Source organism: Pedobacter gandavensis, assembly GCF_032677645.1.
GTDB lineage: Bacteria > Bacteroidota > Bacteroidia > Sphingobacteriales > Sphingobacteriaceae > Pedobacter > Pedobacter gandavensis_A.
This window is the reverse complement of sequence record NZ_JAVTSB010000013.1, coordinates 24,687-49,062: the sequence shown is the minus strand read 5'-3', so window position 1 is coordinate 49,062 and position 24,376 is coordinate 24,687. Positions and strand designations below refer to the sequence as shown.

Below are 24,376 nucleotides of genomic sequence, written 5' to 3'. Positions count from 1 at the left end.
CCCCCACGCATTCAATTAATCACCATAACATGTTCTCCTCTACTACAGTTAACCTTGATGTTCTAAAAAAAAGGGCTTACAATTTAAGGTGGGCAACCGTACCAAACGGTGTCATTCCTTTAACCGCAGCCGATCCGGATTTCCCTTGTGCCCCGGAAATCTCAGAAGCAATTATCCGTTTCACCAAAGACCGCTATATGTCATACGGTCCGCCGGAAGGCTCCACACAGTTTAAAAAAAGTATGGCAGGTTTCTTTCAGGAAAAACGAAATATCCCGGCAGACCCGGCGCTACTTTTTCCGGTAGACAGTGCTGCTTTTGGCATCTGGTTAACCTGTAAAGCATTTTTAACAGGACAAGATGAAGCAATTATCTTTGATCCGGTAGACTTTTTATTTAGGTACTCCATAGAGGCTGTAGGTGCTACTGCTATTCCTTTTTCTATCCCTGCGGGCGATGTTCCTGTAGATTTTGATGGACTGGAAAAGCTGATCAGCAAGCACACGAAGATGATTTGTATCTGTAATCCTTTGAATCCTACAGGGAAAGTTTTCAGTAAAGCAGAGCTGCTTCGTTTTGGCGAGATTGCCTGTAAACATGACCTGATTATCTTGTCGGATGAGATTTGGAGTGATATCATTTATGCGCCTCATGTTTTCACGAGTATCGCTTCCCTTGATGAGGAAATCCGCGACAGAACGGTTACGATTACGGGATTCAGTAAATCTTATGGACTGGCCGGTTTAAGAATCGGTACGGTGATGGCTTCTAATGAAGCGCATTATTCCAAATTATTTGAAGCTTCATTACATGGATCTACCATTAATGGCGCCAATGTATTGTCGCAGGTAGCAGCGGTAGCCGCATTAGACGAGTCTGCGTATTATCTGGATGCTTTTAAATTACACCTACACCGCATGCGCGACTTAGTGGTTAGCGAACTCAATAGCATAGATGGCTTTCATTGCATTGCTCCGGAAGGCTGTTATGTCGCTTTTGCTGACATCACCGGAACGCATAAAACAAGTACTGAGGTTCGCGATTTACTCTTTAATGAGGCTAAAGTTGCCGTAGTACCCGGTTTAAAACAATGGTTTGGCGAAGGTGCTGAAGGCTATATCCGCCTCAGCTTTGCAACCTCAGAAGAAATACTTACCGATGCGCTCTCCCGTATCAAGAACACCATAAAATCACTATGAAAGTTGTCATAATTGGAGGAGGCATCGCCGGACTCACCCTTGGTATATTTTTGCGAAAACAAAATATAGAGACTGTAATCAACGAAAGACTGGTCAACATGCCAGAACGTGGCCATGCTTTTTTAATGCATAGCGATGGGCTTAATAAATTGAAGGAACTTAGTCCGGATGAATATACCCCGGTACCGGGGAAAACAGTGGATGATTTTATCTTAAAAAGACCTTCCGGTAAGGAAATTAAGCATTTGCACCTTGATTCCTGGAAGTGTATTAAACGGGGCGATCTGATCCGCTTTCTAAAGCGTTCCATCCCCCGGGATCTTGTAGTAGAAGGCCGGGAATTCTCCCATTTCATTTACGAAAATGAGAAAGTTGTTGCTGCTGCTTTTACGAATGGCGAACTGGAATATGGCGACATATTTGTAGGCGCGGATGGCGGAAACTCCAAAGTAAGACAACAGATTATGGGGGATGTTAGCTTTACCCCTGTGGCTGTAAAAGAAGTTGTAGGTGTTTCTTACAATGAGAACCTGGGGAAAACACATGGTGAAAATTTCACCAAGTTCCAGGACAATACCAAAGGTTTAGCTTTTGGTATGATTCCTACAGATAAAAATGAATTTGTCTGGTTTGTACAGTTTGATGCGAATGCCAATAAAGTAGAGAATGATAGTCCGGAGGGAATTAAAACCTTTTGTACTGAACTGCTGAAAGATTTTCCGGCTGAGGTTACAGAATTGTTATCCACCAATGATTTTACCAGCAGTTATATCTGGAATACGCGTGATTTTGACCTGTTGCCTACTTTTCACCACCAAAATGTGGTTTTAATTGGTGATGCAGCACATCTTTCGCTCCCTTTTACCAGTGCCGGTACCACCAATGCGATTGTGGATGCCAGAACGCTGGTAGATGAACTGTTAAAACATAAAGATCATGAAATTGCTTTTGCGGAATATTATGCCACAAGGGCACCACAAATAGAAAAACATATCCTGTTGGGCAGAGAACTAAAACATGCCTTCCTAAATCCGACGGATCAAAATGATGATGATATTTCTGTTCCATTGATCGCCAACAAGGAAGAACTGGACGAGGTAAATGCGAGTATGCAAATTGAGGTGTTATACTTTACTGACCCGATTTGTTCAACCTGCTGGACCATACAGCCTTTACTCCGGAAACTTAAGCTGGAATATGGCAGCTACCTGAACATCAAGTACTGTATGGGCGGGATGCTTCCTTCCTGGGGAGAATATCCTAAGGGGAAAGTGAACGGCCCTACTGAGGTGGCGAAACATTGGGATGAGGTTTGTGCCATTCATGAAATGCCTATCGATGGTGATTTATGGATTGAAGATCCGATGAATTCTTCTTACCCACCTTCAATTGCGTTCAAAGCAGCGCAAATGCAGGACAATGACCTTGCTCCCCTTTTCTTAAGACGCATCAATGAGATGGTTTTTGTGGAAAAGAAAAACATTATCAAATGGGAGTTTCTGGAGAAAGCAGCTTTAGAAGTAGGCCTGGATTCTGCAAGACTTTTAAGAGATTATGAAGGTAGGGCTAAAGAATTGTTTAAAGAAGACCTGAACACCGGTAAAACACATGGCGTAACGAGTTTTCCTACCTTGATCTTTTCTGACCCATCAAATGAACATGTGACGTTAAAAGGGCACCAGACTTATGATCATTTTGTAAACATTATTTTAGAACGTCTCCCTCATGCAAAAAAAGCGGAGATAGATACGGATCCTAAAAACCTGTTTGGTCATTTCCCGACTATGGCGGATAAGGAGTTCGCTTACCTGAGTGATATTTCTATGGAAGACGCAGCGGTTAAACTGGAAGCACTTTTTGATCAGGGATTCCTGAAAAAAATGGAAAGTAAGAACGGTGTCCTTTGGAAAAGCAATTATTTCGAACTGGTGTAACACCTTGTTCATCGACATCGTGTTCTCTTTTTCAGTTCCTGGTTAACACCGGGATATTATAAATATTTAGCGGCTCCCTTTATAGCGGAGCCGTTTTTTTTGTATCTGGAGGCTTGAATGCAGGTTTATCATCAGATTGTAAAGACTATTTTCTCCTCAGAAACCGAGGGGCTAATATTCTATATTTGACCCCATATGTTTATCAAGTTTTTTCATTTTTTATCGCTGTTTGCGTACCTGAACATTATCGCTTATGAAGCGGGTGATGCTTCTGTTAAGCAATATTCCTTTGCCGGCGATTCTTTACTTGAAATTGTACTTGATGACATCCTGGATATTCCTATGCACAATTATGAAGATGGCATAGAGATTCCAAATGAAAACTACCGCCTTTTCCAGTCGGCAATTTACATCCTGCCGGCCATGCTGATCCTTTTCTCTGTCTTTATCTTTAAGCAGATTGGAAAAGTAATCCCGACCGTGCATCCGTTTTACAAAACGAAAAGCACTTGTTTACCAAGCTATTACACCCACCTTTTTAGGTTAAAGCCATTCTAGGCATCCCTTTTATCTTTTAGTATTTCTAAAGCTGAAAACCAGATTCTTGTAGCGCTTGTCCGACGTCATGTCCGGGCCTGTTTCTGCTTTGGTCTGATTCCAACAGTTTAGCTATACTTTATTGCCCATTCCGGCAAGTTTTTTAGCGCTTAACAGCCTTAAAACACCACTTTACGCGCATTTCCCTTTTTAAACCATCCATATCACGGGACGCATTGACGCGTCTCTAAAATTCATTATGACTATGAAAGTTAAGTATTTAGCTTGTTTCCCGATTTTAGCTGCCGTTACCATTGCCGGCTGTACCTCTTCTCAAAGTAAAGAGCAAACTACAGACCAGGCTAGAACAGTGCCTATCGCTACAGTCAGCGTATTAGACACTGTTATTTTTAAAGAATACATTGCTGATATCCAGGCAGTGAAAAACGTAGAAGTAAGGTCCAGATTATCAGGATTCTTAGAGAAAATCTATGTAGAAGAAGGTTCAGCGGTTAAAGCCGGACAAGTCCTCTTTAAAATCAACGATGAAGAGTACAAAGCCGACCTGAGTAAGGCGGAAGCCGTATTGAATAATGCCATCGCCGATGCGAAAACAGTAGATTTAGAACAGGAAAGAACTAAGATGTTGGTGGAAAGCAATATCGTTTCCAAAACAGAACTTGATTTAGGAGCGGCAAAGCAGAAAGCGGCAGGATCCCGTGTTGCCGAAGCCAGATCTGTGCTACGTTATGCAAAATCAAGACTTTCACATACGCTGATCAAATCGCCATTTACAGGTCGGATAGACCGGATGCCTTTAAAAGCAGGTAGCTTACTGGCCGAAGGTTCCCTCCTAACCACGGTATCTGATTTAAGCGCAGTAAACGTGTATTTTTCAATCTCGGAAAAGGAATACCTGAACATTGCCAGCGACTCCGCGTATTCTAAAAACAACTTCAAGAAGCAGGTTAAGCTAACGCTGGCCAACGGGATGGTTTATCCATTTGAAGGAACCGCCCGGTTTGCGGAAAGTGAATTCGCGAGTCAGACAGGTTCCTTGTCTCTAAAAGCGAATTTTCCTAATGCCGAAGGCTTGCTAAAACATGGCGCTTCCGGTAAAATCAGCGTTCCTGTAGAAACCGGGGAGATTTTAGCGGTGCACCAGAAATCTGTATTTGAGATTCAGGACCGGACTTATGTGTATGTGTTAAATCAAAATAACACCATCAAAATGACTCCTTTTAATGCCGGACAACGTATCGGGCACTATTATATGGTGAACTCCGGACTAAAGAAAGCTGATAAAATCGTTTTTGAAGGCACGCAAAGTCTGCGCGACGGTCTGACCGTTAAGCCTATGGAGGCCAAAACTAACCCTATCGCCAAAAACTAAATCCTGCGTATAAATCATTTATCATGTTTGAACAATTTATAAAACGACCGGTATTATCACTGGTTATTTCCTTATTTATCACCCTGTTGGGCTTACTGGCGCTATTTACCTTGCCGGTTACCCAATTCCCGGACATCGTGCCGCCATCCGTTGTGGTGACGGCAAATTATACCGGTGCAAATGCCGAAGTGAGTACCAATGCCGTAGCCATTCCTTTGGAAAGGGCCATTAACGGTGTGGCAGGCATGACTTACATGAGTTCTGTATCCACCAATAACGGAACTACCCTGATCCAGGTCTTCTTTAAAGTAGGTACCGATCCTGACATTGCGGCGGTAAACGTGCAGAACAGGGTAACTACCGTGCTGGATGAATTGCCTGAAGAGGTGATCAAAGCCGGGGTAACCACCGAAAAAGAGGTGAACAGTATGCTGATGTATCTGAACATTTATAGTGACGATAAGACCGCAGATGAGCGCTTTATCTACAACTTTACCGACATCAATATTCTAAAAGAACTGAAACGTATTGAGGGGGTTGGGTTTGCACAGATCATGGGTTTAAGGGATTATGCCATGCGGGTATGGCTAAAACCAGACCGTCTGGCTGCGTATAACATCTCTTCTGACGATGTCATTGCTGCGCTAAGAAGGCAAAATGTGGAGGCTGCACCGGGGCAAACGGGTATCGGTTCCGACAAATCGATCAATATGCAGCAATATGTATTGCGCTATCCGGGTAAGTTTTCAGATGCTGAAGAGTATAAAAATATTCCGATCCGTGCCAATGCAGATGGTTCTATTATCCGGATTAAAGACGTTGCAGATGTGGAGTTTGGTTCCTTAGATTATGAGATGGTGTCTAAAACTGATGGCAGGCCTTCTGCCTCTATCATGCTAAAACAGCTACCAGGTTCTAATGCACAAGAAGTCATCAAAAATGTAAAAAACCGTATGGCCGCTTTACAAGGTAGCTCTTTCCCTCCGGGAATGAAATACACGATGGGCTATGATGTATCCAGGTTCCTTGACGCCTCGATATCAAGCGTATTGATTACACTACTTGAAGCATTTATTCTGGTATTTATTGTGGTATTTATCTTCTTACAAGACTTCCGTTCTACTTTAATTCCGGCATTAGCCGTTCCGGTTTGTCTGATTGGGGCCCTATTTTTTATGCAGATGCTGGGCTTCTCCATCAACTTACTCACCTTGTTTGCACTCGTGCTGGCCATAGGTATTGTGGTAGATAATGCCATCGTTGTGGTGGAGGCAGTCTACTCCAAAATGGAAGAAGAGCACTTGCAACCGATGGAAGCCACCATCGCTGCGATGAAAGAAGTTGGCAAGCCGGTTGTCGCGATTACCTTGGTGATGTCGGCAGTATTTATTCCGGTAGCCTTCCTTTCTGGCCCGGTGGGTATTTTCTACAGACAGTTCTCTTTAACACTGGCTTCGGCGATTATCATTTCCGGAATCAATGCCTTGACTTTAACCCCGGCCTTATGTGCCATCATTCTTCGTTCTCCGCATGATAAACCTGCGGCAAAAGGTTGGATGTCCAGATTCTTTGGGGGCTTTAACAGGGCTTACAACAGAATGGCTGGCGGTTATAAGGGTTTACTGACCAGAATCGCCGGAAGAAGAATTCTGACTTTCGTGTTATTGATCGGTTTCTTTATCGCCACCTGGGGCATGAGCAGTATTTTGCCTTCCGGATTTATCCCGACAGAAGATCAGGGGATGATTTATGTGAATGTAACCACCCCTCCGGGAGCTACCGTAGACCGGACGGAAAGTGTATTGAATGAAATTGATGCCATCAGCCGTAAAATGCAGGCGGTTGAAACCGTTTCTACCCTTGCTGGATACAGTTTAGTAAACGAGGTTTCCGGTGCTTCTTATGGTATGGGTATGATCAATCTTGTGGCCTGGAAGGACAGAGAAGAATCTGTAACGGACATGATCGAAAACCTGAAAAAGGCGACTTCGCACATCATGGACGCAAATATTGAGTTCTTCCCTCCGCCTACCGTGCCTGGTTTTGGTAACTCTTCAGGTTTCGAATTGCGCCTCTTAGATAAAACAGGTGCCGATGATCTGAACCGAACTTCTGAAGTGATGAAGAAGTTTGTTGAGGATTTAAAGGCGACTCCGGAAATCGGCAATGTGTTTACCACTTTCGACGTGAGTTTTCCGCAATACCTGATCAAAGTAGATCATGATCTGGCGGCAAAAAAAGGCATCAGCGTGGAGAATGCAATGAACACTTTGCAGACTTTGATGGGTAGTTATTATGCGACCAACTTTATCCGCTACGGACAAATGTACAAGGTAATGGTACAGGCTGGCCCTAATTACCGCGAGAAACCGGAAGATGTGTTGAACCTTTTCATCAAGAATGATCAGGGAGAAATGATGCCCTTCTCAACGTTTATCAATATGGAACGCGTTTATGGTCCGGAGCAGATTACCCGTTACAATATGTTCTCTTCGGCCATGCTGAATGGGGATGCGACTGCGGGTTTCAGTAGTGGACAGGCAATTGATGCAGTAGAAGCTGTGGCTAAGAAACTTCCGGCAGGTTATGAAATCGAATGGTCGGGTATGACACGGGAACAGATTCTTTCCGGAAATCAGGCTTTATACATCTTTGCGCTGTGTTTATTATTTGTTTACCTGATCCTTGCCGCGCAATATGAAAGCTTCCTGTTACCATTGCCAGTATTGCTGTCTTTACCGGCTGGTATTTTTGGGGCCTTCCTTTTCTTATGGATGTTTGGTCTGGAAAACAATATTTATGCACAGGTTGCATTGGTTATGCTCATCGGCTTACTCGGGAAAAATGCGATTCTGATCGTGGAGTATGCCATTATTAAACAAGAACAAGGTATGAGTTTCTTAGATGCTGCAATTGAGGGCTCTGTGGCCCGTTTGCGTCCGATTTTGATGACCTCTTTTGCTTTTGCAGCAGGATTGGTTCCTTTAATGATGGCTAGCGGTGCCGGTGCCCTTGGAAATCGTTCTATCGGAACGGCCGCTGTTGGCGGGATGATCATCGGTACGATTGTGGGCGTGATCGTGATTCCAGGTCTGTATGTGTTGTTCTCTTCTTTGATGAAGAAAAAAGTAGCCGCCAGTGCTAAGGTGATTGTAGCGATTACCTCTGTGATGTTAATCAGCAGCTGCTCGATGAAGAAAGATGCTCCTGTTTACGAACACCGCACACTGCCGGAAAGCTTCCAGAAAAGTACGGACACTACTACTGTAGCCCATACTACCTGGAAGGAATTCTTTAAAGATGAACAACTGATTGCCTTGATTGAAACGGCTCTTGCAAACAATACCGATATGAAGCAAACGTTGCATCATGTTGAGATTGCAAAGACAAACTTAAGGATGCGAAAAGGTGCATCCTTACCTAACATAGACCTTGCAATTGAAGGAGGATTAAGGAGATACGGGTTTTATACTCCCGATGGAATTGGTAATTATGACACCAACTTCTCTCCCAATCTGAAACCTGGTGAACAGGTTCCTAATCCAATCCCCGACTATTTTGTGGGGATCAGGACTTCCTGGGAACTGGATTTATGGGGCAAGCTGAAAAACCAAAAGCAGGCTGCATTGAACAAGTTCATGGCTTCTTATGAGGGGCAAAAACTGGTGCAGACGGAACTGATCAGTAATGTAGCTGCTGCCTATTTTGAACTGCTGACTTTAGATGAGGAGCTTAAGATTTTAAGCAGAAATATCCAGCTTCAACAGAATGGCTTGAAGTTGATTCAGGTACAAAAAGAAGCGGGTGTGGCTACCGAGTTAGGGGTGCAGCAGTTCAAAGCGGTACTTGCCAATTCCAAAGCTAAAGAGCAGGAAGTATTGCAACAGGTTAGCTTAATGCAAAACCACCTGAACTTCCTGACGGGTAGATTTGAATCTGTGATCACATTAAAGGAGAATGGATTAGAAGAATTCACTTCTAGTAGTACTTTAGCCTCAGGCACTCCTTTACAGATGATTGCTTTGAGAGCAGATATCAGACAAGCCGGACTGGAATTGATCGCTTCGCAGAAAGAAACGAAGGCCGCAAGTGCCGCATTCTTACCTGCAATTGTGTTAGCGCCACATATCGGCTTACAGTCTTTTGACCTGAGTAAGTTGTTGCAACCGCAATCGTCAATAGCTTATGGATTGATGGGTGGCTTAACGGCTCCTATTTTCAATCAGCACCGCATACGCGCAGAATATGAGCGTTATAAAGCAAGTTACGGGATAGCATTCCAAAATTATGAGAAGATCGTTCTGAAGGCTTACAATGAGGTGCAGGATGCGGTTAAATCTCAGGCTTTCATAAAGGCAAAGCGAGGTTACATTTCTGAAGAAGTGAAAGCCTTGAATGCTTCTGTGAAAGCAGCTAATGCGTTGTTTTTAGCAGGAAGAGTAACTTATCTGGATATCATTACCACCCAAAGAAATGTTTTAGAAGCGGAACTTAATGAAGTTCAGGCTAAGAAACAGCAGGTGCTGAACCAGATTTCTATTTACAAAGCCTTAGGTGGCGGTTGGAAATAAGTATTGTTTATTACACAGGTTCGTATCTTTGATACGAACCTGTGTTTCTATTGAAATTTCTTCTATTTAGGAAAAGGTGATTTTTAAGCTTTCATTCATTTTAACATTCATTATCTTGTCGCTGTGGATGGTCATTTCAGCTCCATTCTGTTTGAATTGCACAGGGATCTTCTGAGCGCCCAGCATGACGGAAACCGACTTTACAGGTCCTCCGCCTATTTTAGTGAATGCCAGATCCATTAACTGCAATTCTCCATATTTTAAACTAATTGTATGCAGCTGTTTTGTGCCTGATTTTTTCTGTGTGTAAGTTCCCCAGCCTTTGGCCGCGGTAAAAGGAGTTTTAAAATCAGCCGCATTCCAGGCCGGTGAGAATCTCATATAGCCTTTAGGACCATGATAGGCAAAGCCACCAGCATTGATAAAAGTACCATAACTGGCCATTGCTCTGGCATAATGATCACTACACTCGATCTCATTAAATGGGTTTCTTTTTGCTGCATGATACCTATCCTGGATAGATCGGGTAAGGATCAGACTTTCTTCTACCATCCCTTCTCCCATCATATGTGCGGCTACCTGATGCTCAAAACCACTCATACATTCGTGGAAATAACCCAGTTGCCAACCTACATTTTCTCCAAAAGGTTTAGGTTCGTTATAGGGATTGGTGTTCATTACCATTCCCCCTTCGCCAGATAAGGCGTACGGTCTACCGCCTACGTGGGTTTTGATGTATGGCCCCACATCTGAGGTGTAGTTATATTTCCACAAAGCTTTTAATGCGGCAACCGCTTTATCTTTACTCAACACCCTTGGCAGGCCGACTTGAAATGCCCAACTCTGACCAAAAACCTGATCAATGTGGCAGGTATTGTAAGAACCCAATTGTTTGCGGCCTTGTTCCTTATCCGGTCGGTGGATAAAGTATTCGCCATTAAACAGCTCTTTTTCCATATTCTTACGACCATTCGCTACATAGGTTTCACAGGTTTTGGCAAAATCAATATCATTCATTTCCTCTGCCATTGCCTGTGCAGCCCTTGCCCCGGCAATGCAAAGACCCACGATCCAGGCAATTTCGCCTTCCCAGACCGCATCTAATGTATTTTCCATGGGGGTATCCGTCATGCCATCCCCATTCTTATCCTGATCCAGCATAAATTGCGTAGCCTTTTTAATTCCCGGCCAGTTGGTTTGCAGGAAAGTATTATCGGCGCTCATCTGATGTTCGCGGTAAAAGCGGAGTACCGTGCCTGCCTGACCGTCAATTGCTGGTCTGCTTTCGTTTTCTGCACGGAATATGATGGCTCCTGTATCCTCCTTAAAGCCGATTCCCAAATCTACGCGCTGTCTTAAATCGCGTTCCAGTTCAGGGAATATTCTGGCCACCGATTGTGCGTATTGCCAAACATGGGTGCAGGTGCCGGCACAAGCGCCAACTCCCTCCCAGCCCCAGAATCTACCATCGGCAAATCGATAGGTATTGGCGGTTGCGAGCGTATCAATATTAATAAAAGTACGTTCCAGAAACCAGTGAGGCAGTGTGGAGTCGTTCCAGGTAGTGGTCCATAACTCCGTAGTTTTGGTCAGCTTGTCGAAATTATCCTGTAGATACGCTGATACCGCAGCGGCATCCTTAAATCTGGTAGCATAATGATAACCCTTCTGCGCATCTTTTACGATGTTCTTGAGTTTTTGGTTGGCATTGTTAAAATGCCAGGTGACCGAATAATCAGCTTTGGCTGATTTCCCCGGTGCAATGGTTTTGGTAACTTTAATAGCCCCTACTAATTTCTCAGGTGCATCCTTAACCGCAGAACTGCTGCCTGGGGCATTGAAATGTTGATCTGTAACCGGCCATGGGCTAATAGCGGGATAGGCTATCCCTTTGGGTTGATGTAAGGTAAAACACATGGTTCCAGCATCCTGTGCATTTTTCAGCTCATCAGTTAGAGATTCAAATGAAAACAAAATACCAACGGCGCTTTCAGTGGTGGACACCTCGTTTTTCCTTTGTCCCGTTTTTGATTTTCCGGTTAGCTTATTGGCTCCGTTTTCCATCCAGCCTAATACAGAAACCTGGGTTGGAGCAGCGGTAGTGTTCTTTACTTCTATGCGCATTATCGTCCCTGGCAAAGCCGAATTCAGTGCATCAAGGGGGATAAAGGGAGAATAAACCTTTAACTGTACTTCCACAGGAAAATCCTTACTGATATACTTTATGGTAGCCATCGGATAAGCTGGCTTAAAAACAACCTCATCCCAATGATCTTCCGTCAGTTCTTTGATAAAAGTTTTGCCATTACTGACCACTTTTATAGCGAATCCCTGCTCTAAAACCCGTTTATTATTGGCGATAGCAGGTTCTACATAGGCGGCACCATCTCGTACCCGAATCTTTCTCAGTTCTGTACCGTCGTTCCAGTTTACGGTTTTGGGATCTATACCTTCTTGTGCACCTTCAAAAGTTTCATTGTAGATCTGCCAGAGCCATAATCTACCATCGCCACCAACATATACGGTTCCGGCATGAAGGCCTCCAACAGGCATTCCAATGTATTTAAGTTCGTTTTTAGTTTTGTAATAAGCAGTTTCTTTGCCCCTGTTATAGAGGGAACTGACCCATTGAGGATCTAAGTTTTTCTCTACCGGGATGTTATGAATGGGATAATCCATTGCAAAAACACTTTTCGCCCATACGGGGAACTGGATGGCTGCAAGTCCGGCTGTGAGCAATCCTGCATGCTTTATAAAGTCTCTTCTGTTTGAAGTCATAATCAATTTCCTGTTGATTCATGAATAATTCTGTATTAGAATGAACCAACAGGAAGATATATACTTTAAGAGATAGAATCCGGCAAATGCCAAATTCGCTTAACATTATGAAGGAATTGTAAAATGAATGGGGCCTGCCCCATATCTGATTAATCTCTTATACATTTGATTATATTTTCACCATCCATAATGGAAACAGCAGTCACCTTTCCCTGACTATCCCTTGTAAAAAACACCTTAGCGTCTAAATCCATCAGGAAGAACTTATCCTCTTTTTGCGGTAATAAATTCAGAACAGGAATCCCGGACATCCTTAAAACTAAACCCTTACCTTTTTGGGTGACCGATACTGGCACCCCATCCTCTCTTTTATAATTCCCGACATATGATTTTAAAACCTCTTCGGGTAATTCAACAATTGGCTCCTGCTCATCTATTCTGGTGCTTTTATAGGCCTTATGAATGATTTCTGTCCCTTCAGGAAAAGCAACTCTGACCACATTATTACAAAGGATTAATCCATTATCCCCATTGGTTAACACCACAATCCCACGTTTGGAATTCGGCAATAACACCATGATTGCTGCTACTCCGGGATCATTTCCTGCATGTTGAAGTGCATATTCATGATTTGGTAGTCCATTAATTATCCTCCAGCCCAAACCTTGTTGCAGGTTTGGGTTGATATCAACCTGTGTTTTTAGTAGCTCTTCCTGAAGTTTTTCAGACAAATGTGCGCCCTTTAAGACTTCAATGCCAAATTTAGAAAGATCTTCAATTGTAGTGGTTAAACCAGCAGCAGCACTCGCCTGGATAGAATAATCAGATTTCAAGATCTCTTTTCCATCAGCATCATACATCCTGCTGTATCTTTCAAAACTCTTTTTCCCGTCCCAGCCATGCTGGGTATCTGTCATTTGGAGCGGTTTAAACAATACCGAATCTGCCAACTGATCGACTGATCTTTGGAACTTTTTCTCTATCGCCATCCGAAGATATTCCATTCCCTCTCCGGAATAATTAAATTTAGTACCTGGTTCGAAGTTAAAAGCAAGCTTTCCTGTTGGATTCATCCACCTCCAATTGTCAAAACCAGACTGCTGACTTAATACATGTCTGGAAGTTAGCTTTTTTGAATAGGGATCAATTGCAACTTCAGGATCAGTATAGTAGTAAAAAATTGGCTCATCCAAATCCCATTTACCTTCCTGCACCAGTTTAAGCACAAGTGTAGAAAACACAACTTTTGTTAAGGAAGCGACTTCAAATAGCAAGTTCTTTGGAGCAGGTATGCCTTTCGCAGTGTTCCCATAGACCTTCGCGAAAACCAGTTTATTATCTTCGATAACACCTACAGCCACATTCGGAATATTCAGTTCCTTTTGCCATTGCCTAATATTATTTTCAAGTTTATAGTGGTCTGACCCGTCCTTCCCAATTTGTCTACCTGAATTTTGGGAATAGCAAAACCCGGCAATCCCTCCCAGGAAAATAAACAAAAGCATTGCGTAAACGGTTGAATATTTCATGATACAAACAGGCGCTTAATGAGCGGGAAAGATATAACAAAAAACCCTTGTCTTAAAAAAACAAAGGTTTATCTGGAGTAACTCATCTATTACATTTCGACTGTAATGTTAGCTGAGGATCTGAGCAGGCTAAGAAATTCGAGCGGTTGGTGTAACTGGTGACTAAAGAATACTCCTTCCTTTTGATCTGATTTGAACATCGCTTCGATATGTAATACGGTGCAGAAAGCAGTCAGATGGGCCTGTCCTAGTGTATCCTGAACAGCGACTCTGCTGGTTTTCTGACCATTATCTACGATTACCTCAAAAAGCGTCTGATCTCCGTTCCCATTGGCACTAAAGATCAACCTCCTCATCGATAAGGGCAGCAGATCGAATAACCTAATACTTTGAAAAGCGCCCAACAACCAGGTAACAAACTCGGAATTATAGGTCATTTTTACCTGAACCGTAGGAATTCCTTCTGCTTTATGGAGGATAAATAAGTCGGGTGTATCAAAATTATAGGACTGTCGCTGTCCTATTCCAAAAGGGTAATGGTGCTTTTCTGAGTTTAAGAAATGTTTGAGCCATACGAGTTTGTTTTCCAGATACCCTTTAAAGGGTTTGGCTACATGCGCTGCCATAAAATGCGCCGAGCTTACCCCTGCGAGGTCATTTACGGAGTAGTAAACGAATAGTTTTACTGCTTTTATTTTCTCTTTATGAGGTTCCATCAGGAGGGCCAGGCTGCTCACCAATCCGCCCATCCAACCGGAACTGAATACAATTTGGCTATTGATAGTTCTATTTTCTGTAAAAAGCAAAGCCTTTTCAAGATCCGGTGTTGGTTTGGTGATATCCAGATAATCGATGCCATTTTCGATACAATAGTTTAAGATGTGGTTCGAATTGTCGTTGGCACACAACACAATTAACTGGATGTTTTTCCCGGCAATTGCTGTAAAAGAATTGGGATTGTCTACGTTGATTTGTAAGGTATCTGATAAGTTTGGATTCGTATGACGACTTCCTATAAAAACTGCTGCTTTTGGATTTCGTTCTTTTAACAGTTCGACAATCTTATTGCCAACCAGTCCTTTTCCGCCTACTACGAGGATATTATTCTTTAATTTTGCCATCTGTAAATTGATAAATTCAGATGGCAAAGGTGTTTGAAATGTACCTGTTTACAGCGGACAAATGTCCATAAATCAGCTGGGTTTACTATTTAAAGGACATAAAAAAAACTGCAAATAAAAACACTTTGAAAAGTATATTCATTTGCAGTTTCTGCTATCAGTTTAAAGATATCAGCTGATATTGGTTAGTCCCATTTTACATTAAGATCATGCTTTTCACCGTATGCTTTTCCTTTTTCCAGCAATAAAGCAAACTTCTCTTCAAATTTAGGAACATACTTTTGTTCGATATTTTGAATGATGGTTTGTTTCTGATCTTCCGGTCCTTTTGCATCGCAAAGTTTTGCATAGGCGGTATATTCATTTTTATAAACAGGGAGCACATATTCAAAGACACTTAAAGATAAGGCCTTGACTTCTTTGGTATCATCGTTTTCAGGCAGTTCATTAACGTCTTTCAGTACCTTTTCCATGTATAGCACCTTATTATTGATAAAGATTTGCGCCTCATCCCCTTTTTTCTTAGAGGAAGGCATATCGGCAAACTCCAGCGCTGCCTGCTGGATATGCCTTGCCAATCTATCGGTTCCGAAATCGCTGATGGTATTCGTATTTAGTACCGCTTTACCAAAAAAATCATCAGGTGAAGTATTCAGATTACAGGAAAAGAACACAGTGGTTGCTGCTATGATGGCTAGTTTAGGAAGAGATTTAAAGGAAAAATTATTCATTAAATAGTATTAATATGATTAGACACTGTTATTGCAAAGACCAAGCCATAACAAGTATGAAACCCGGATAAAAACCTATCCAGCTCATTACCTGATAACTTATAGAGGTAAACCTGATTTCAGCTGACTTTGAAAATTCTGTAATACTAGTCAGTTGGATTTGCCTTATCTTTGTACTCATTTTTTATCTTGCCGAAAGAGAAATAGCGCTTCTCATTTGAAAATTGATCACAACATTTATAATCCTGTCGGCGTTACAATTTTAAAAACCATCATGAACAAAAGAATATACCTCTCCTGCCTGATCTTATTTTGTGTATCCTTCCAGGGGATGGCTCAGAAAAAACAGTTAAGAACAGCAATAAAACAAGTTATCGCCCATAAGAAAGCCGATGTAGGCGTTTCCGTCTATGGCATCGAAGACAAGGATACGCTTAGTGTTAATGGCGACAAGCGTTTCCCAATGCAAAGTGTTTTCAAATTTCACATCGCTATGGCGGTTTTAAACCAGGTGGATAAAGGTCGGTTTAGCTTATCGCAGAAAATCCATATTAAGAAAAGTGACCTTTTGCCGGATACCTGGAGCCCAATCCGCGACGCTCATCCGAATGGAGAAGTGGACTTACCCCTTTCTGAAATCATTAAAGTTACGGTTGCACTAAGCGACAATAACGGCTGTGATATCCTGATGAGGCTACTTGGGGGCCCTAAACCAATCAACGATTACATCCATAGCCTCGGCGTTAAAGACGTTGCCATTGCGGCAAATGAGGAAGAAATGCATAAGGAATGGAATGTTCAATTTTCCAATTGGAGTACACCTAAAGCGATTACAGATCTCTTAGTGAAGTTCTACACGAAGAACCTGTTATCAAAAGAGAGCTTCAACTTCTTATGGACTACCATGGTAGAGACCAGCACAGGTGTTAACAGACTTAAAGGACAATTGCCGAAAGGAACGGTTGTTGGACATAAGACGGGTACTTCGGATACCAATAAAGAAGGAATTACCTCGGCTATTAACGACATGGGGATTATACGGCTACCTAATGGAAAACATTATGCGATTGCCGTTTTTGTATGCAATACGAAAGAAAATGAGGCAACGAATGAGAAGATTATTGCAGATATTTCCAAGCTGGTTTGGGACTACTTTAACCAAAAATCTAAATAATCCTGCTAAAGTAATTTCGTGGACAAAAAAAGAAGGTTAAACCAACATTGATCGTGATGTTGGTTTAACCCTCTTTTTGTATAAAAGCTGTTTACATAATGAAACGGCGTGTTGGCTTAAATGCCTTCATTAACAGCACTAGTAAAGCACTGATTCCAAAGGTGAAACACGCGATTCCTAATATTTTAATCAATACAGGTAGTGGTCCGGCGATCTTCTCGATCACATCATAACCTACTTCTACAAAGACGAAGTGACACAGATAGATTCCAAAGGTTAAAGAAGCCAGCTTCGACAATCTTACCGTAGAGGTAATATTCATTTTCTGAACGATCACAAATACCGGGAAGGTCATCATAAAGACATTAATACCAGCAAAATACCATACGATTTCAAGGTTGGCATAATTACCAGGGAAGTGTTTCTGAGTTTCGATAAATCCGAAAGAAGTGATGAAATATCCGACTAAAAACATTGGGATGGTGATACTAAGCATCTTCTTCCAACTCCAGTCCAATGGATAGGTTACTAAATAATAAGCCAACACTAAGTAACCGGTAAATCCGGAGATATAGTAAAAGGTACCGTAATCATTCCAGTCGCAGACGCCAAAAAGGCCCATATTGCCATAGTTTCCTTTATAACCTAATACCGGAGCCAGCATTTTTAGATAAGGCAATACTAAAGCAATTCCCCATACACACAGAAAAATCTGAATATCCTGTTTGGATGCCTGCTTTAACCAACCGCTAAACACCGGCATGATCAGGTAAAGACCAACCAGCATGTACATATACCACAATGGAATGGTGGCGAAACTAAAATTGAAGATGAACAAATACAGGCTACTGAAAGTTGCTTCTGCAGTATGATTAGCCAGGTTTAGTGCTTTGTTTTGGGTATCTGGATTGATATAATTCAAATAAACGAAGAATAGTATTGGTAAGACCAGTGACCAGAAAGCAAGAGGAATCAGGATTCTGACAATTCTTTTCTTGTAGAAATCTGCCATGCTCATATTGATGGGCAGCAGTAGAACACCAGACATCATCACAAATAAGGGTACACATGAACGGACAAAACTTCCTGTAAACACACCGGTTAGGAAGGCTCCTTTGTCCGAATCGAACTGGGAGACAAAAGGGTCACAACTGTGGGATAAAACCACTAAAAAACAAGCAATTACGCGCAATAAATTCACCCACCCCATCTCTCCCTGCACTTTTTTTTCCATATATATATTTAATTAAATTTCTAAAAAGAGGTCCATCAAAAAAAGACGCTATTCCCCCTTTACGAATTCGTATAAAATGGTATATGTGGTGTCGGCTAGTTTGAATGTTACCGCAAAGTAGACAAAAGATCTATAAAAAATGAACAATAACGAGAATACTTAATCAAAAAGTTCAGTACTGTGAGGTAATAGACAAAAGACAGGAAGCTTAGGCAGTTCCTATTTTCCTGTCTTTTATCTATCAAATGAAAAAACGCATCCAGCCGGTAAAAAGCGGAGTTGTATTTATACTTTGTAATACTGTTCCCAACCTTTTCGTGCTGGCGGACCAATAAGCAAAGCATTCGCAATTTTATGGTTCGTAACTACTTTTCTTTCTCTGTCAAATTCAAGCTTTGTATTTAACTTCTGAGCAAGGACTCCCAGACAGAATACCTGACTAAGCGGTCCGGCTATTGCAAATGGCGATCTGGTTTGTTCTTCCCCTTTACAGGCTAGCAGAAAATTCTTAAAGTGGTTTGAAGGACTTACTGGCACTTCCGGAAGCGAACTGGCCATAGCCTCCGCTTTTTCACCTGGAATAATTGATAGGGTGCTACCATGGGATCCCCCTTTAAAAGTAAGGTCCTTGCTGTAAATGATCTTTCCAGGGTTTAATTTTGCCGGTGCGATTACTCCGGTACTTGGCGCAGGGATATTCGGATCTAAACCAGAAACACCATACCCTTTTGGGATTGGCGGCAGGTTATTAACCCCATCATACCAGTTCACATCCAATGCCGGCATATTGCCTCGCTTAGGGAATTTAAAGGTTAATGTAGACGATGTTGGAAAGAAGAAATCGTTATGACCATCTAAAACGGGATTAATCTGATAAGGTAAGCCCAGATCAAGAAACTCATGGGAAGTATCCAGGATGTGTGCGCCCCAATCGCCAAGAGCGCCCATGCCGAAGTCGAACCAGCAACGCCATTGTCCGTTCACGAAGTCCTTATTATAGCTGTGCCCTTTTGTAGCCATTTGCCAGATATCCCAATCCAGACTAGTTGGCATTTCTTCCGCAGCCGGGAAAGATTTGATATTGGTATCCCATCCATGCCAACGCCTTGGGGAATTCATATGAGCGGTGATTGAGGTTACATCCTTAATAATCCCAGCGTCTTTCCAGGCCTTAAACTGGAAATAGTTAGCCTCAGAATGTCCCTGATTACCCATTTGAGTAACTACTTTAGGGTGTTTCTTTGCGGCTTTCATCATCAGCTCTACTTCATTAAAAGTACGGGCCATCGGTTTCTCTACATAGACATGCTTTCCTAAGCCCATAGCCATCATGGTAATTGGGAAATGGGAAAAATCAGGTACACCAACAGTGACTGCATCGATCTGGTTATCCATTTTATCCAGCATCTTGCGGAAATCCTGAAAGCGGGGTACATCAGGAAACTGTTTCAATATGGCCAGGGTATGTGCTGCTCCCATATCCACATCGCAAAGGGCAACAATATTAACAAGGCCTGTTTTATACAGATCGAGGATAATCTCCCCTCCTCTGTTTCCGATGCCTATACAGGCTAAATTTACGCGTTCATTAGGGCCTGCGAATTTAATATCTCCCTTGCTCATCGCCATCAACATGCCGGGGGCAAGTGTTGCTGCAGCAGAGATCATCATGGTTTGCTTTAAAAAGTGTCGTCTTGAAAATTGAGTGGTTCTCATCTAAAATAATGGTTCAGGTTTATATTTGGTTTATGGTGTTCTCTAGCTTAATTTCCCTTCTCTACCGAAAGGTAAGTTTAAAATTAAAATAATTGCTGTTATCCTCATGGAAAAAGAAAAAATCTGAGCTTTTTGAGGTATTGTCGTTTTTAACACGCTGAGAAGGTCTATGAAACCTTTATGATTGCCAATTGTTTTCAATAACCATCTTAGTACACGCCGAATTTGTCCATTTAAATCCAAAACAAAATGAAAACGATTAAAATGATTTCAATGTCTTTGCTTTTGGGGTTATTTCTGACCTTAAGTGCAAATGTGCGTGCACAAGACCCAATGAAAGTGGCTCCTAATGCATATAAAAAAGTACTCCTGGAAAATGATCAGGTACGGGTAATGCAAGTTGAAATAGCACCCAATGATACTGTGCCGTGGCACAGTCACCCAGATCACATCATCTATGCGGTAACAGATGGAAAACTGGAGATTACTGATAAAGGGAAAGCACCGGTTATTGCCGAATTTAAAGCCGGAGACGCAATGTATATGATGGCCACAACCCATATGGGTAGAAATCTAGGCGACAGCCCGGTTAAACTAATTGTAACAGAACTGAAAACCGCAAAAACCAAGGAATAATTCAGGGTTTGAATGTATAAAGAAAGTCTAATGTTAACTGATCAGACTTCCTTTATACATTTATTTCAATAAGCAATTCCCTATCCTCCCCAATTTTGGAGACATAAACTGAGATGGAGTCTTCAGCTGAGAAATAATCGGCTAACATATCCTCCAGAACACCAACAAATTTTGGCAAATCAGTATCAGCTGAGACTATAATGGAATATATATTATAAGGAGTCGCAGCTATCTCCAGGATGGTATCAGGAAAATCTTTTTCAAGTATTTTAATCCATGCGCTCATCTACTAATTTACGATTTATCCAGCTAAAAATCAAGATATTTACACAGAATAGAATGAATACGATGTCTATCAGACAATAATTCCAATCAGCCTTGACATCATAATTATGATACAAGCCTATGATTCAGGTTATTTTTATAATGAATAAAAGCAGGCTAGCTTTGCCCCTGTAAAATTCAAAAAAGATCAATCATTTGATGATCTGATCCTATAAAAACGACAAAATGGAATACAAAAAATTAAAAACAATGGGACTAGCGGGGATATTACTATTAGCGAGTACAATCCCCTTATATGCACAAATTCAAAAGCCTTCAACTCCAACCAACTGGTATCCTTCCGCTTATGGTGCGACCGACGAAATTGGTGCGGCTAATTTGCTGAGTCCAGAAATGGTGTTGCAAGCTGTTAAACTGGTAAAAACCGGGAAGACCTACCCCCTTGCGGTTCCTGTAGACAAAAACCTGCCGGCTTTCCGTCACCGTAGTTTCAATCTGTATAATATTCAGCCTGGCGAACAAGCTGGAAAGACTATGGGGCCAAATAAGTTTAGCTTCAATGACGAACTGGTGAACGGCTGGACAGGTGTAGGAACTCAGCTGAATGGTATCGGACATATCGGTATCGACAATATCTACTATAATGGCAACAAGGCGGTAGATTTTGTGACTGTTGAAGGCGTAACCAGGTTGGGTATAGAGAAGGTGCCGCCAATTGTGACCCGTGGTTTGGTATTGGATATGACCGCACATTACGTAAAGGCTATCGTGCCAGGTGGCACAGAATTTACCGTTACCGATATCCAGACGGTGCTTAAAAAACAAGGCATAACGATTAGGAAAGGCGATGTAGTGCTGTTTAACACCGGCTGGCTGGAACTCATCGGAAAAGACAACAAGCAATTTCTGGAAATGGAACCAGGCATCGGCATGGAAGCAGCGCAATGGCTTGCTGATCAGGGTATCGTTGCTTTTGGTGGCGACACCTGGGCTTCAGAGGTTTATCCAAACCCGAAAAGCGATGAAGAATTCCCTATTAATCAATATATGCTGGCTAAACGTGGCATCTATAATCTGGAATTGATAGACAGTAGAGCGCTAGTGCAAGACAAAGCCTGGGAATTTCTGTTCGTGTTAGGTCAACCGCTATACAGAGGCTCTACACAGGTAAACATTAATCCCGTAGCCATCCGTTAACTAAAAAACACTTTGTAACTGTTAAAGCCTCCTGCGAAACTCAGATTTCACAGGAGGTTTTTAGATTATCCTCCGCAGTTTGAGTCCTTTTCTCATCAGACCTTAATACAGCTCTTATCTCGCCCTAATCTCTTTCTTTCTTATTTGTAATAAATAAAAAAGACCAACAAAACATGGGGAGAAAAAGGCTGAGTATTAGCCTGGCGATAGTTTTAAGCATTTCATTTTCAGCTAATGCACAAAAGAAACAGCCAGACAGTTTAAAAAATCTGAGCTTAGATGAGATTTCTATCTTTTCTAAGTATTTTAAAAGATACAAGTCATCGCAATTGTCTGATATGTTGCGCTTAACCACCCCCTTATTAAAATTACCCCAGAATATTCAAATTCTAAGTTCCGAGATACTTAGAGATCAAGGTGTTTACAACCTTAACGAGAGCGTAACCCGGAATGTTAGCGGCACCTTACGGGAAGAGCTCCATAATGGAATATCTCCGGATATTTATTCCCGTGGCGGGTATATTAGTCCGCAGCGAAATGGTGTAGATATGCGACCATTGGGTAAAGGCCCATTGGCCGATGATGTTGCGATCATTGAAAATGTGGAATTTCTAAAAGGCCCAAGTAATTTTATGCATGCCATGAGTGATCCTTCCGGTTCTTATAATATCGTGACTAAAAAGCCTACGGGTAGAACCAGACAAACTGCAGATATACTATTGGGCAGTTTCAATATGCTTCGTGCTGCTGTAGATCTGGACGGTCAGTTAGATAAGAGCAACAAGCTTCAATATCGTTTCAATGTAATGGGAATGGGTGCAAAAGGCTTCTTAAAGCACGATCGCAGCAGTAAATTCCTCTTTGCTCCTTCCTTAAAATACAAATTTAACGAGAATACCTCCTTAACCGGGGAATACATTTTCCAACACCTGAATTACAAGATGTTAAGTGAAGCACAAAGCTCTCCCTATGGTTACGGTACCCTACCCCGGGATTTTACCCTGACAGACCCGGGCACCAGACCTTTCATCGGGAAAGATCACAATGCATTTCTTACCTTCCAGCATAAATTTAAGCAGGACTGGCAGGTAACCGCTAAATTAGCCTATGTAAATAGCGGCTATGATGGTAGCTTATTCTGGGTCTATGGTGCCAATCCAACAGATAAAGATATATTGGATAGAAATCTGATTTACGATTCCAACAAATACAACGTTTTTTCGACACAGGCTTACCTGAATGGCGCTTTCAAAACCGGAAATATCGGTCACCAGTTTATTGCAGGGATTGATGTAAACAGAAAATCATCAAGAAGCTGGGATACCTGGGCAACTGCAACTACCATTTATCCGCTAAGTATCTCCAATCCGGTCTATTCCGATGTGATCTTAAATAATGGAATTGGCGGGAATTTCGAATCAGAAAACAATGTATCTGCTACAGCCAATAAGATCCATAGAACCCTAAATTACATCTCTTTATACGCCATGGATGAAATATCCTTGTTAGATGAAAAATTACTTATTTCCCTTGGATTACGCTTAACCGCATCTGATGGCAAGACCAATGATTATGGTCAACAAAGTCAATCCAAAGATTGGGCATTAACACCCCGTCTCGGTATTAACTATTCCCTGAGCAACAGCTCCTCTTTATACTTTTTATACGACCAGACTTTCCTTCCACAGGCAGGTATCTCCGCGGATGGAAAAATGCTTAAACCTTTAAAAGGAAAAAGCTATGAAGTTGGCGCTAAAAAAGACTGGGCGAATGGAGGCTGGAATACCACCTTATCGCTGTATAATATCTATAGGAACAGATTGATCACAGCTGATCCAACCTCAAACCTATTATATCAAACGGGAGAAAGCCAGTCGAAAGGCATAGAATTCGATTTAAAAGGGCGGATTGCAAAAGGCGCCAATGTGATTTTCAATTATGCTTATACCGATTCGAAAATTATCAAAGATGATTTACATCCGGCAAATATCGGCATGGCGACACCTAACCGCGTGAAACACATTCAAAATACCTGGGTAAACTATTTACTACCGATAGAAAAACTAGAAGGATTTACCGTATCACTTGGATACCAATTACTAATGGGCAGAACAGAACGTATCCCAAACACTACGCCTGATAAACTGAATGATATATTCAGATTAGACACCGGACTAGGTTGGAGTAACCAAAAATATAACATCAATTTACTGGTCAACAATGTGTTGAATTCAAAAATCTACTCCACGGCATGGAGAAATAAAACCGGAGACATGTACTATTGGGTACAACAGGCTCCTGTTAATGCCAGACTATCATTTAGTGTTAATCTTTAAGTAAC

At 41.9% G+C, this 24,376-nt stretch carries 16 protein-coding genes; 9 read left to right on the top strand and 7 right to left on the bottom strand.

Going from position 1 to position 24,376, the window contains the following annotated elements; all coding sequences use genetic code 11:
* The first annotated feature begins 29 nt into the window (after window positions 1-29).
* The 5 genes from R2Q66_RS20490 (at window position 30) to R2Q66_RS20470 (ending at window position 9,634) form a co-directional block, all read left to right on the top strand.
* A complete protein-coding gene (locus tag R2Q66_RS20490) occupies window positions 30-1,199 on the top strand; it encodes a pyridoxal phosphate-dependent aminotransferase (protein ID WP_316752656.1) in 1,170 nt (389 codons plus the stop codon).
* Complete coding sequence (locus R2Q66_RS20485; RefSeq protein ID WP_316752654.1) at window positions 1,196-3,133, top strand: DsbA family protein; 1,938 nt, start codon at window positions 1,196-1,198, stop codon at window positions 3,131-3,133. Before R2Q66_RS20490 ends, R2Q66_RS20485 begins: the two co-directional genes overlap by 4 nt.
* A 195-nt stretch (window positions 3,134-3,328) precedes the next feature.
* Window positions 3,329-3,691 (top strand): hypothetical protein, encoded by a 363-nt coding sequence (locus R2Q66_RS20480; protein ID WP_316752653.1) that lies wholly within the window; start codon window positions 3,329-3,331, stop codon window positions 3,689-3,691.
* A 244-nt stretch (window positions 3,692-3,935) separates the two neighbouring features.
* The gene (locus R2Q66_RS20475; RefSeq protein WP_316752650.1) at window positions 3,936-5,063 is read left to right on the top strand and encodes an efflux RND transporter periplasmic adaptor subunit; all 1,128 of its coding nucleotides are present in this window, start codon (window positions 3,936-3,938) and stop codon (window positions 5,061-5,063) included.
* A gap of 23 nt (window positions 5,064-5,086) precedes the next feature.
* A complete protein-coding gene (locus tag R2Q66_RS20470; protein ID WP_316752647.1) occupies window positions 5,087-9,634 on the top strand; it encodes an efflux RND transporter permease subunit in 4,548 nt (1,515 codons plus the stop codon).
* 66 nt (window positions 9,635-9,700) lie between these two features.
* On the opposite strand, the gene R2Q66_RS20465 is transcribed toward R2Q66_RS20470, so the two are convergent.
* The 4 genes from R2Q66_RS20465 to R2Q66_RS20450 form a co-directional block, all read right to left on the bottom strand.
* The gene (locus R2Q66_RS20465; RefSeq protein WP_316752645.1) at window positions 9,701-12,412 is read right to left on the bottom strand and encodes a GH116 family glycosyl-hydrolase; all 2,712 of its coding nucleotides are present in this window, start codon (window positions 12,410-12,412) and stop codon (window positions 9,701-9,703) included.
* 149 nt (window positions 12,413-12,561) lie between these two features.
* A complete protein-coding gene (locus R2Q66_RS20460) occupies window positions 12,562-13,941 on the bottom strand; it encodes a serine hydrolase (protein ID WP_316752643.1) in 1,380 nt (459 codons plus the stop codon).
* 89 nt (window positions 13,942-14,030) lie between these two features.
* The gene (locus R2Q66_RS20455) at window positions 14,031-15,062 is read right to left on the bottom strand and encodes a hypothetical protein (RefSeq protein WP_316752641.1); all 1,032 of its coding nucleotides are present in this window, start codon (window positions 15,060-15,062) and stop codon (window positions 14,031-14,033) included.
* Between the two features lie 185 nt (window positions 15,063-15,247).
* Window positions 15,248-15,793, bottom strand: a complete 546-nt coding sequence (locus tag R2Q66_RS20450; RefSeq protein WP_316752639.1) for a hypothetical protein — start codon at window positions 15,791-15,793, stop codon at window positions 15,248-15,250.
* Window positions 15,794-16,067: 274 nt separating this feature from the next.
* Between R2Q66_RS20450 and bla the strand changes: the two genes are divergently transcribed.
* Window positions 16,068-16,967 (top strand): class A beta-lactamase, subclass A2, encoded by a 900-nt coding sequence (gene bla / locus R2Q66_RS20445; RefSeq protein WP_316752637.1) that lies wholly within the window; start codon window positions 16,068-16,070, stop codon window positions 16,965-16,967.
* Window positions 16,968-17,058: 91 nt separating this feature from the next.
* Here the strand turns inward: bla and R2Q66_RS20440 are convergent, their stop codons facing one another.
* Window positions 17,059-18,201, bottom strand: a complete 1,143-nt coding sequence (locus R2Q66_RS20440; RefSeq protein ID WP_316752634.1) for an acyltransferase — start codon at window positions 18,199-18,201, stop codon at window positions 17,059-17,061.
* Window positions 18,202-18,486: 285 nt separating this feature from the next.
* The gene (locus tag R2Q66_RS20435; RefSeq protein WP_316752633.1) at window positions 18,487-19,917 is read right to left on the bottom strand and encodes a Gfo/Idh/MocA family oxidoreductase; all 1,431 of its coding nucleotides are present in this window, start codon (window positions 19,915-19,917) and stop codon (window positions 18,487-18,489) included.
* Between the two features lie 249 nt (window positions 19,918-20,166).
* On the opposite strand from R2Q66_RS20435, the gene R2Q66_RS20430 reads away from it, so the two are divergent.
* Window positions 20,167-20,553: a cupin domain-containing protein gene (locus tag R2Q66_RS20430; RefSeq protein WP_316752630.1), complete on the top strand. Its 387-nt coding sequence runs from the start codon at window positions 20,167-20,169 to the stop codon at window positions 20,551-20,553.
* A gap of 52 nt (window positions 20,554-20,605) precedes the next feature.
* Here R2Q66_RS20430 and R2Q66_RS20425 read toward each other — a convergent pair whose 3' ends face one another.
* On the bottom strand, window positions 20,606-20,839 hold the full coding sequence (locus R2Q66_RS20425) for a hypothetical protein (protein WP_316752628.1): 234 nt from the start codon (window positions 20,837-20,839) through the stop codon (window positions 20,606-20,608).
* Between the two features lie 224 nt (window positions 20,840-21,063).
* Here R2Q66_RS20425 and R2Q66_RS20420 point away from each other — a divergent pair, with 224 nt between their 5' ends.
* Both R2Q66_RS20420 and R2Q66_RS20415 read left to right on the top strand, forming a co-directional pair.
* Window positions 21,064-22,035: a cyclase family protein gene (locus R2Q66_RS20420; protein ID WP_316752625.1), complete on the top strand. Its 972-nt coding sequence runs from the start codon at window positions 21,064-21,066 to the stop codon at window positions 22,033-22,035.
* A 173-nt stretch (window positions 22,036-22,208) separates the two neighbouring features.
* Window positions 22,209-24,371 (top strand): TonB-dependent siderophore receptor, encoded by a 2,163-nt coding sequence (locus tag R2Q66_RS20415; protein ID WP_316752624.1) that lies wholly within the window; start codon window positions 22,209-22,211, stop codon window positions 24,369-24,371.
* Window positions 24,372-24,376: the final 5 nt, after the last annotated feature.

Bases quoted from the DNA above. Each gene is read 5' to 3' on its own strand.
- R2Q66_RS20415 (WP_316752624.1), top strand. From the start codon at position 22,209: ATGGGGAGAAAAAGGCTGAGTATTAGCCTGGCGATAGTTTTAAGCATT.
- R2Q66_RS20435 (WP_316752633.1), bottom strand. From the start codon at position 19,917: ATGAGAACCACTCAATTTTCAAGACGACACTTTTTAAAGCAAACCATG.
- R2Q66_RS20490 (WP_316752656.1), top strand. From the start codon at position 30: ATGTTCTCCTCTACTACAGTTAACCTTGATGTTCTAAAAAAAAGGGCT.
- bla (WP_316752637.1), top strand. From the start codon at position 16,068: ATGAACAAAAGAATATACCTCTCCTGCCTGATCTTATTTTGTGTATCC.
- R2Q66_RS20465 (WP_316752645.1), bottom strand. From the start codon at position 12,412: ATGACTTCAAACAGAAGAGACTTTATAAAGCATGCAGGATTGCTCACA.
- R2Q66_RS20420 (WP_316752625.1), top strand. From the start codon at position 21,064: ATGGAATACAAAAAATTAAAAACAATGGGACTAGCGGGGATATTACTA.
- R2Q66_RS20440 (WP_316752634.1), bottom strand. From the start codon at position 18,201: ATGGAAAAAAAAGTGCAGGGAGAGATGGGGTGGGTGAATTTATTGCGC.
- R2Q66_RS20470 (WP_316752647.1), top strand. From the start codon at position 5,087: ATGTTTGAACAATTTATAAAACGACCGGTATTATCACTGGTTATTTCC.
- R2Q66_RS20425 (WP_316752628.1), bottom strand. From the start codon at position 20,839: ATGAGCGCATGGATTAAAATACTTGAAAAAGATTTTCCTGATACCATC.
- R2Q66_RS20485 (WP_316752654.1), top strand. From the start codon at position 1,196: ATGAAAGTTGTCATAATTGGAGGAGGCATCGCCGGACTCACCCTTGGT.
- R2Q66_RS20460 (WP_316752643.1), bottom strand. From the start codon at position 13,941: ATGAAATATTCAACCGTTTACGCAATGCTTTTGTTTATTTTCCTGGGA.
- R2Q66_RS20455 (WP_316752641.1), bottom strand. From the start codon at position 15,062: ATGGCAAAATTAAAGAATAATATCCTCGTAGTAGGCGGAAAAGGACTG.
- R2Q66_RS20475 (WP_316752650.1), top strand. From the start codon at position 3,936: ATGAAAGTTAAGTATTTAGCTTGTTTCCCGATTTTAGCTGCCGTTACC.
- R2Q66_RS20480 (WP_316752653.1), top strand. From the start codon at position 3,329: ATGTTTATCAAGTTTTTTCATTTTTTATCGCTGTTTGCGTACCTGAAC.
- R2Q66_RS20430 (WP_316752630.1), top strand. From the start codon at position 20,167: ATGAAAACGATTAAAATGATTTCAATGTCTTTGCTTTTGGGGTTATTT.
- R2Q66_RS20450 (WP_316752639.1), bottom strand. From the start codon at position 15,793: ATGAATAATTTTTCCTTTAAATCTCTTCCTAAACTAGCCATCATAGCA.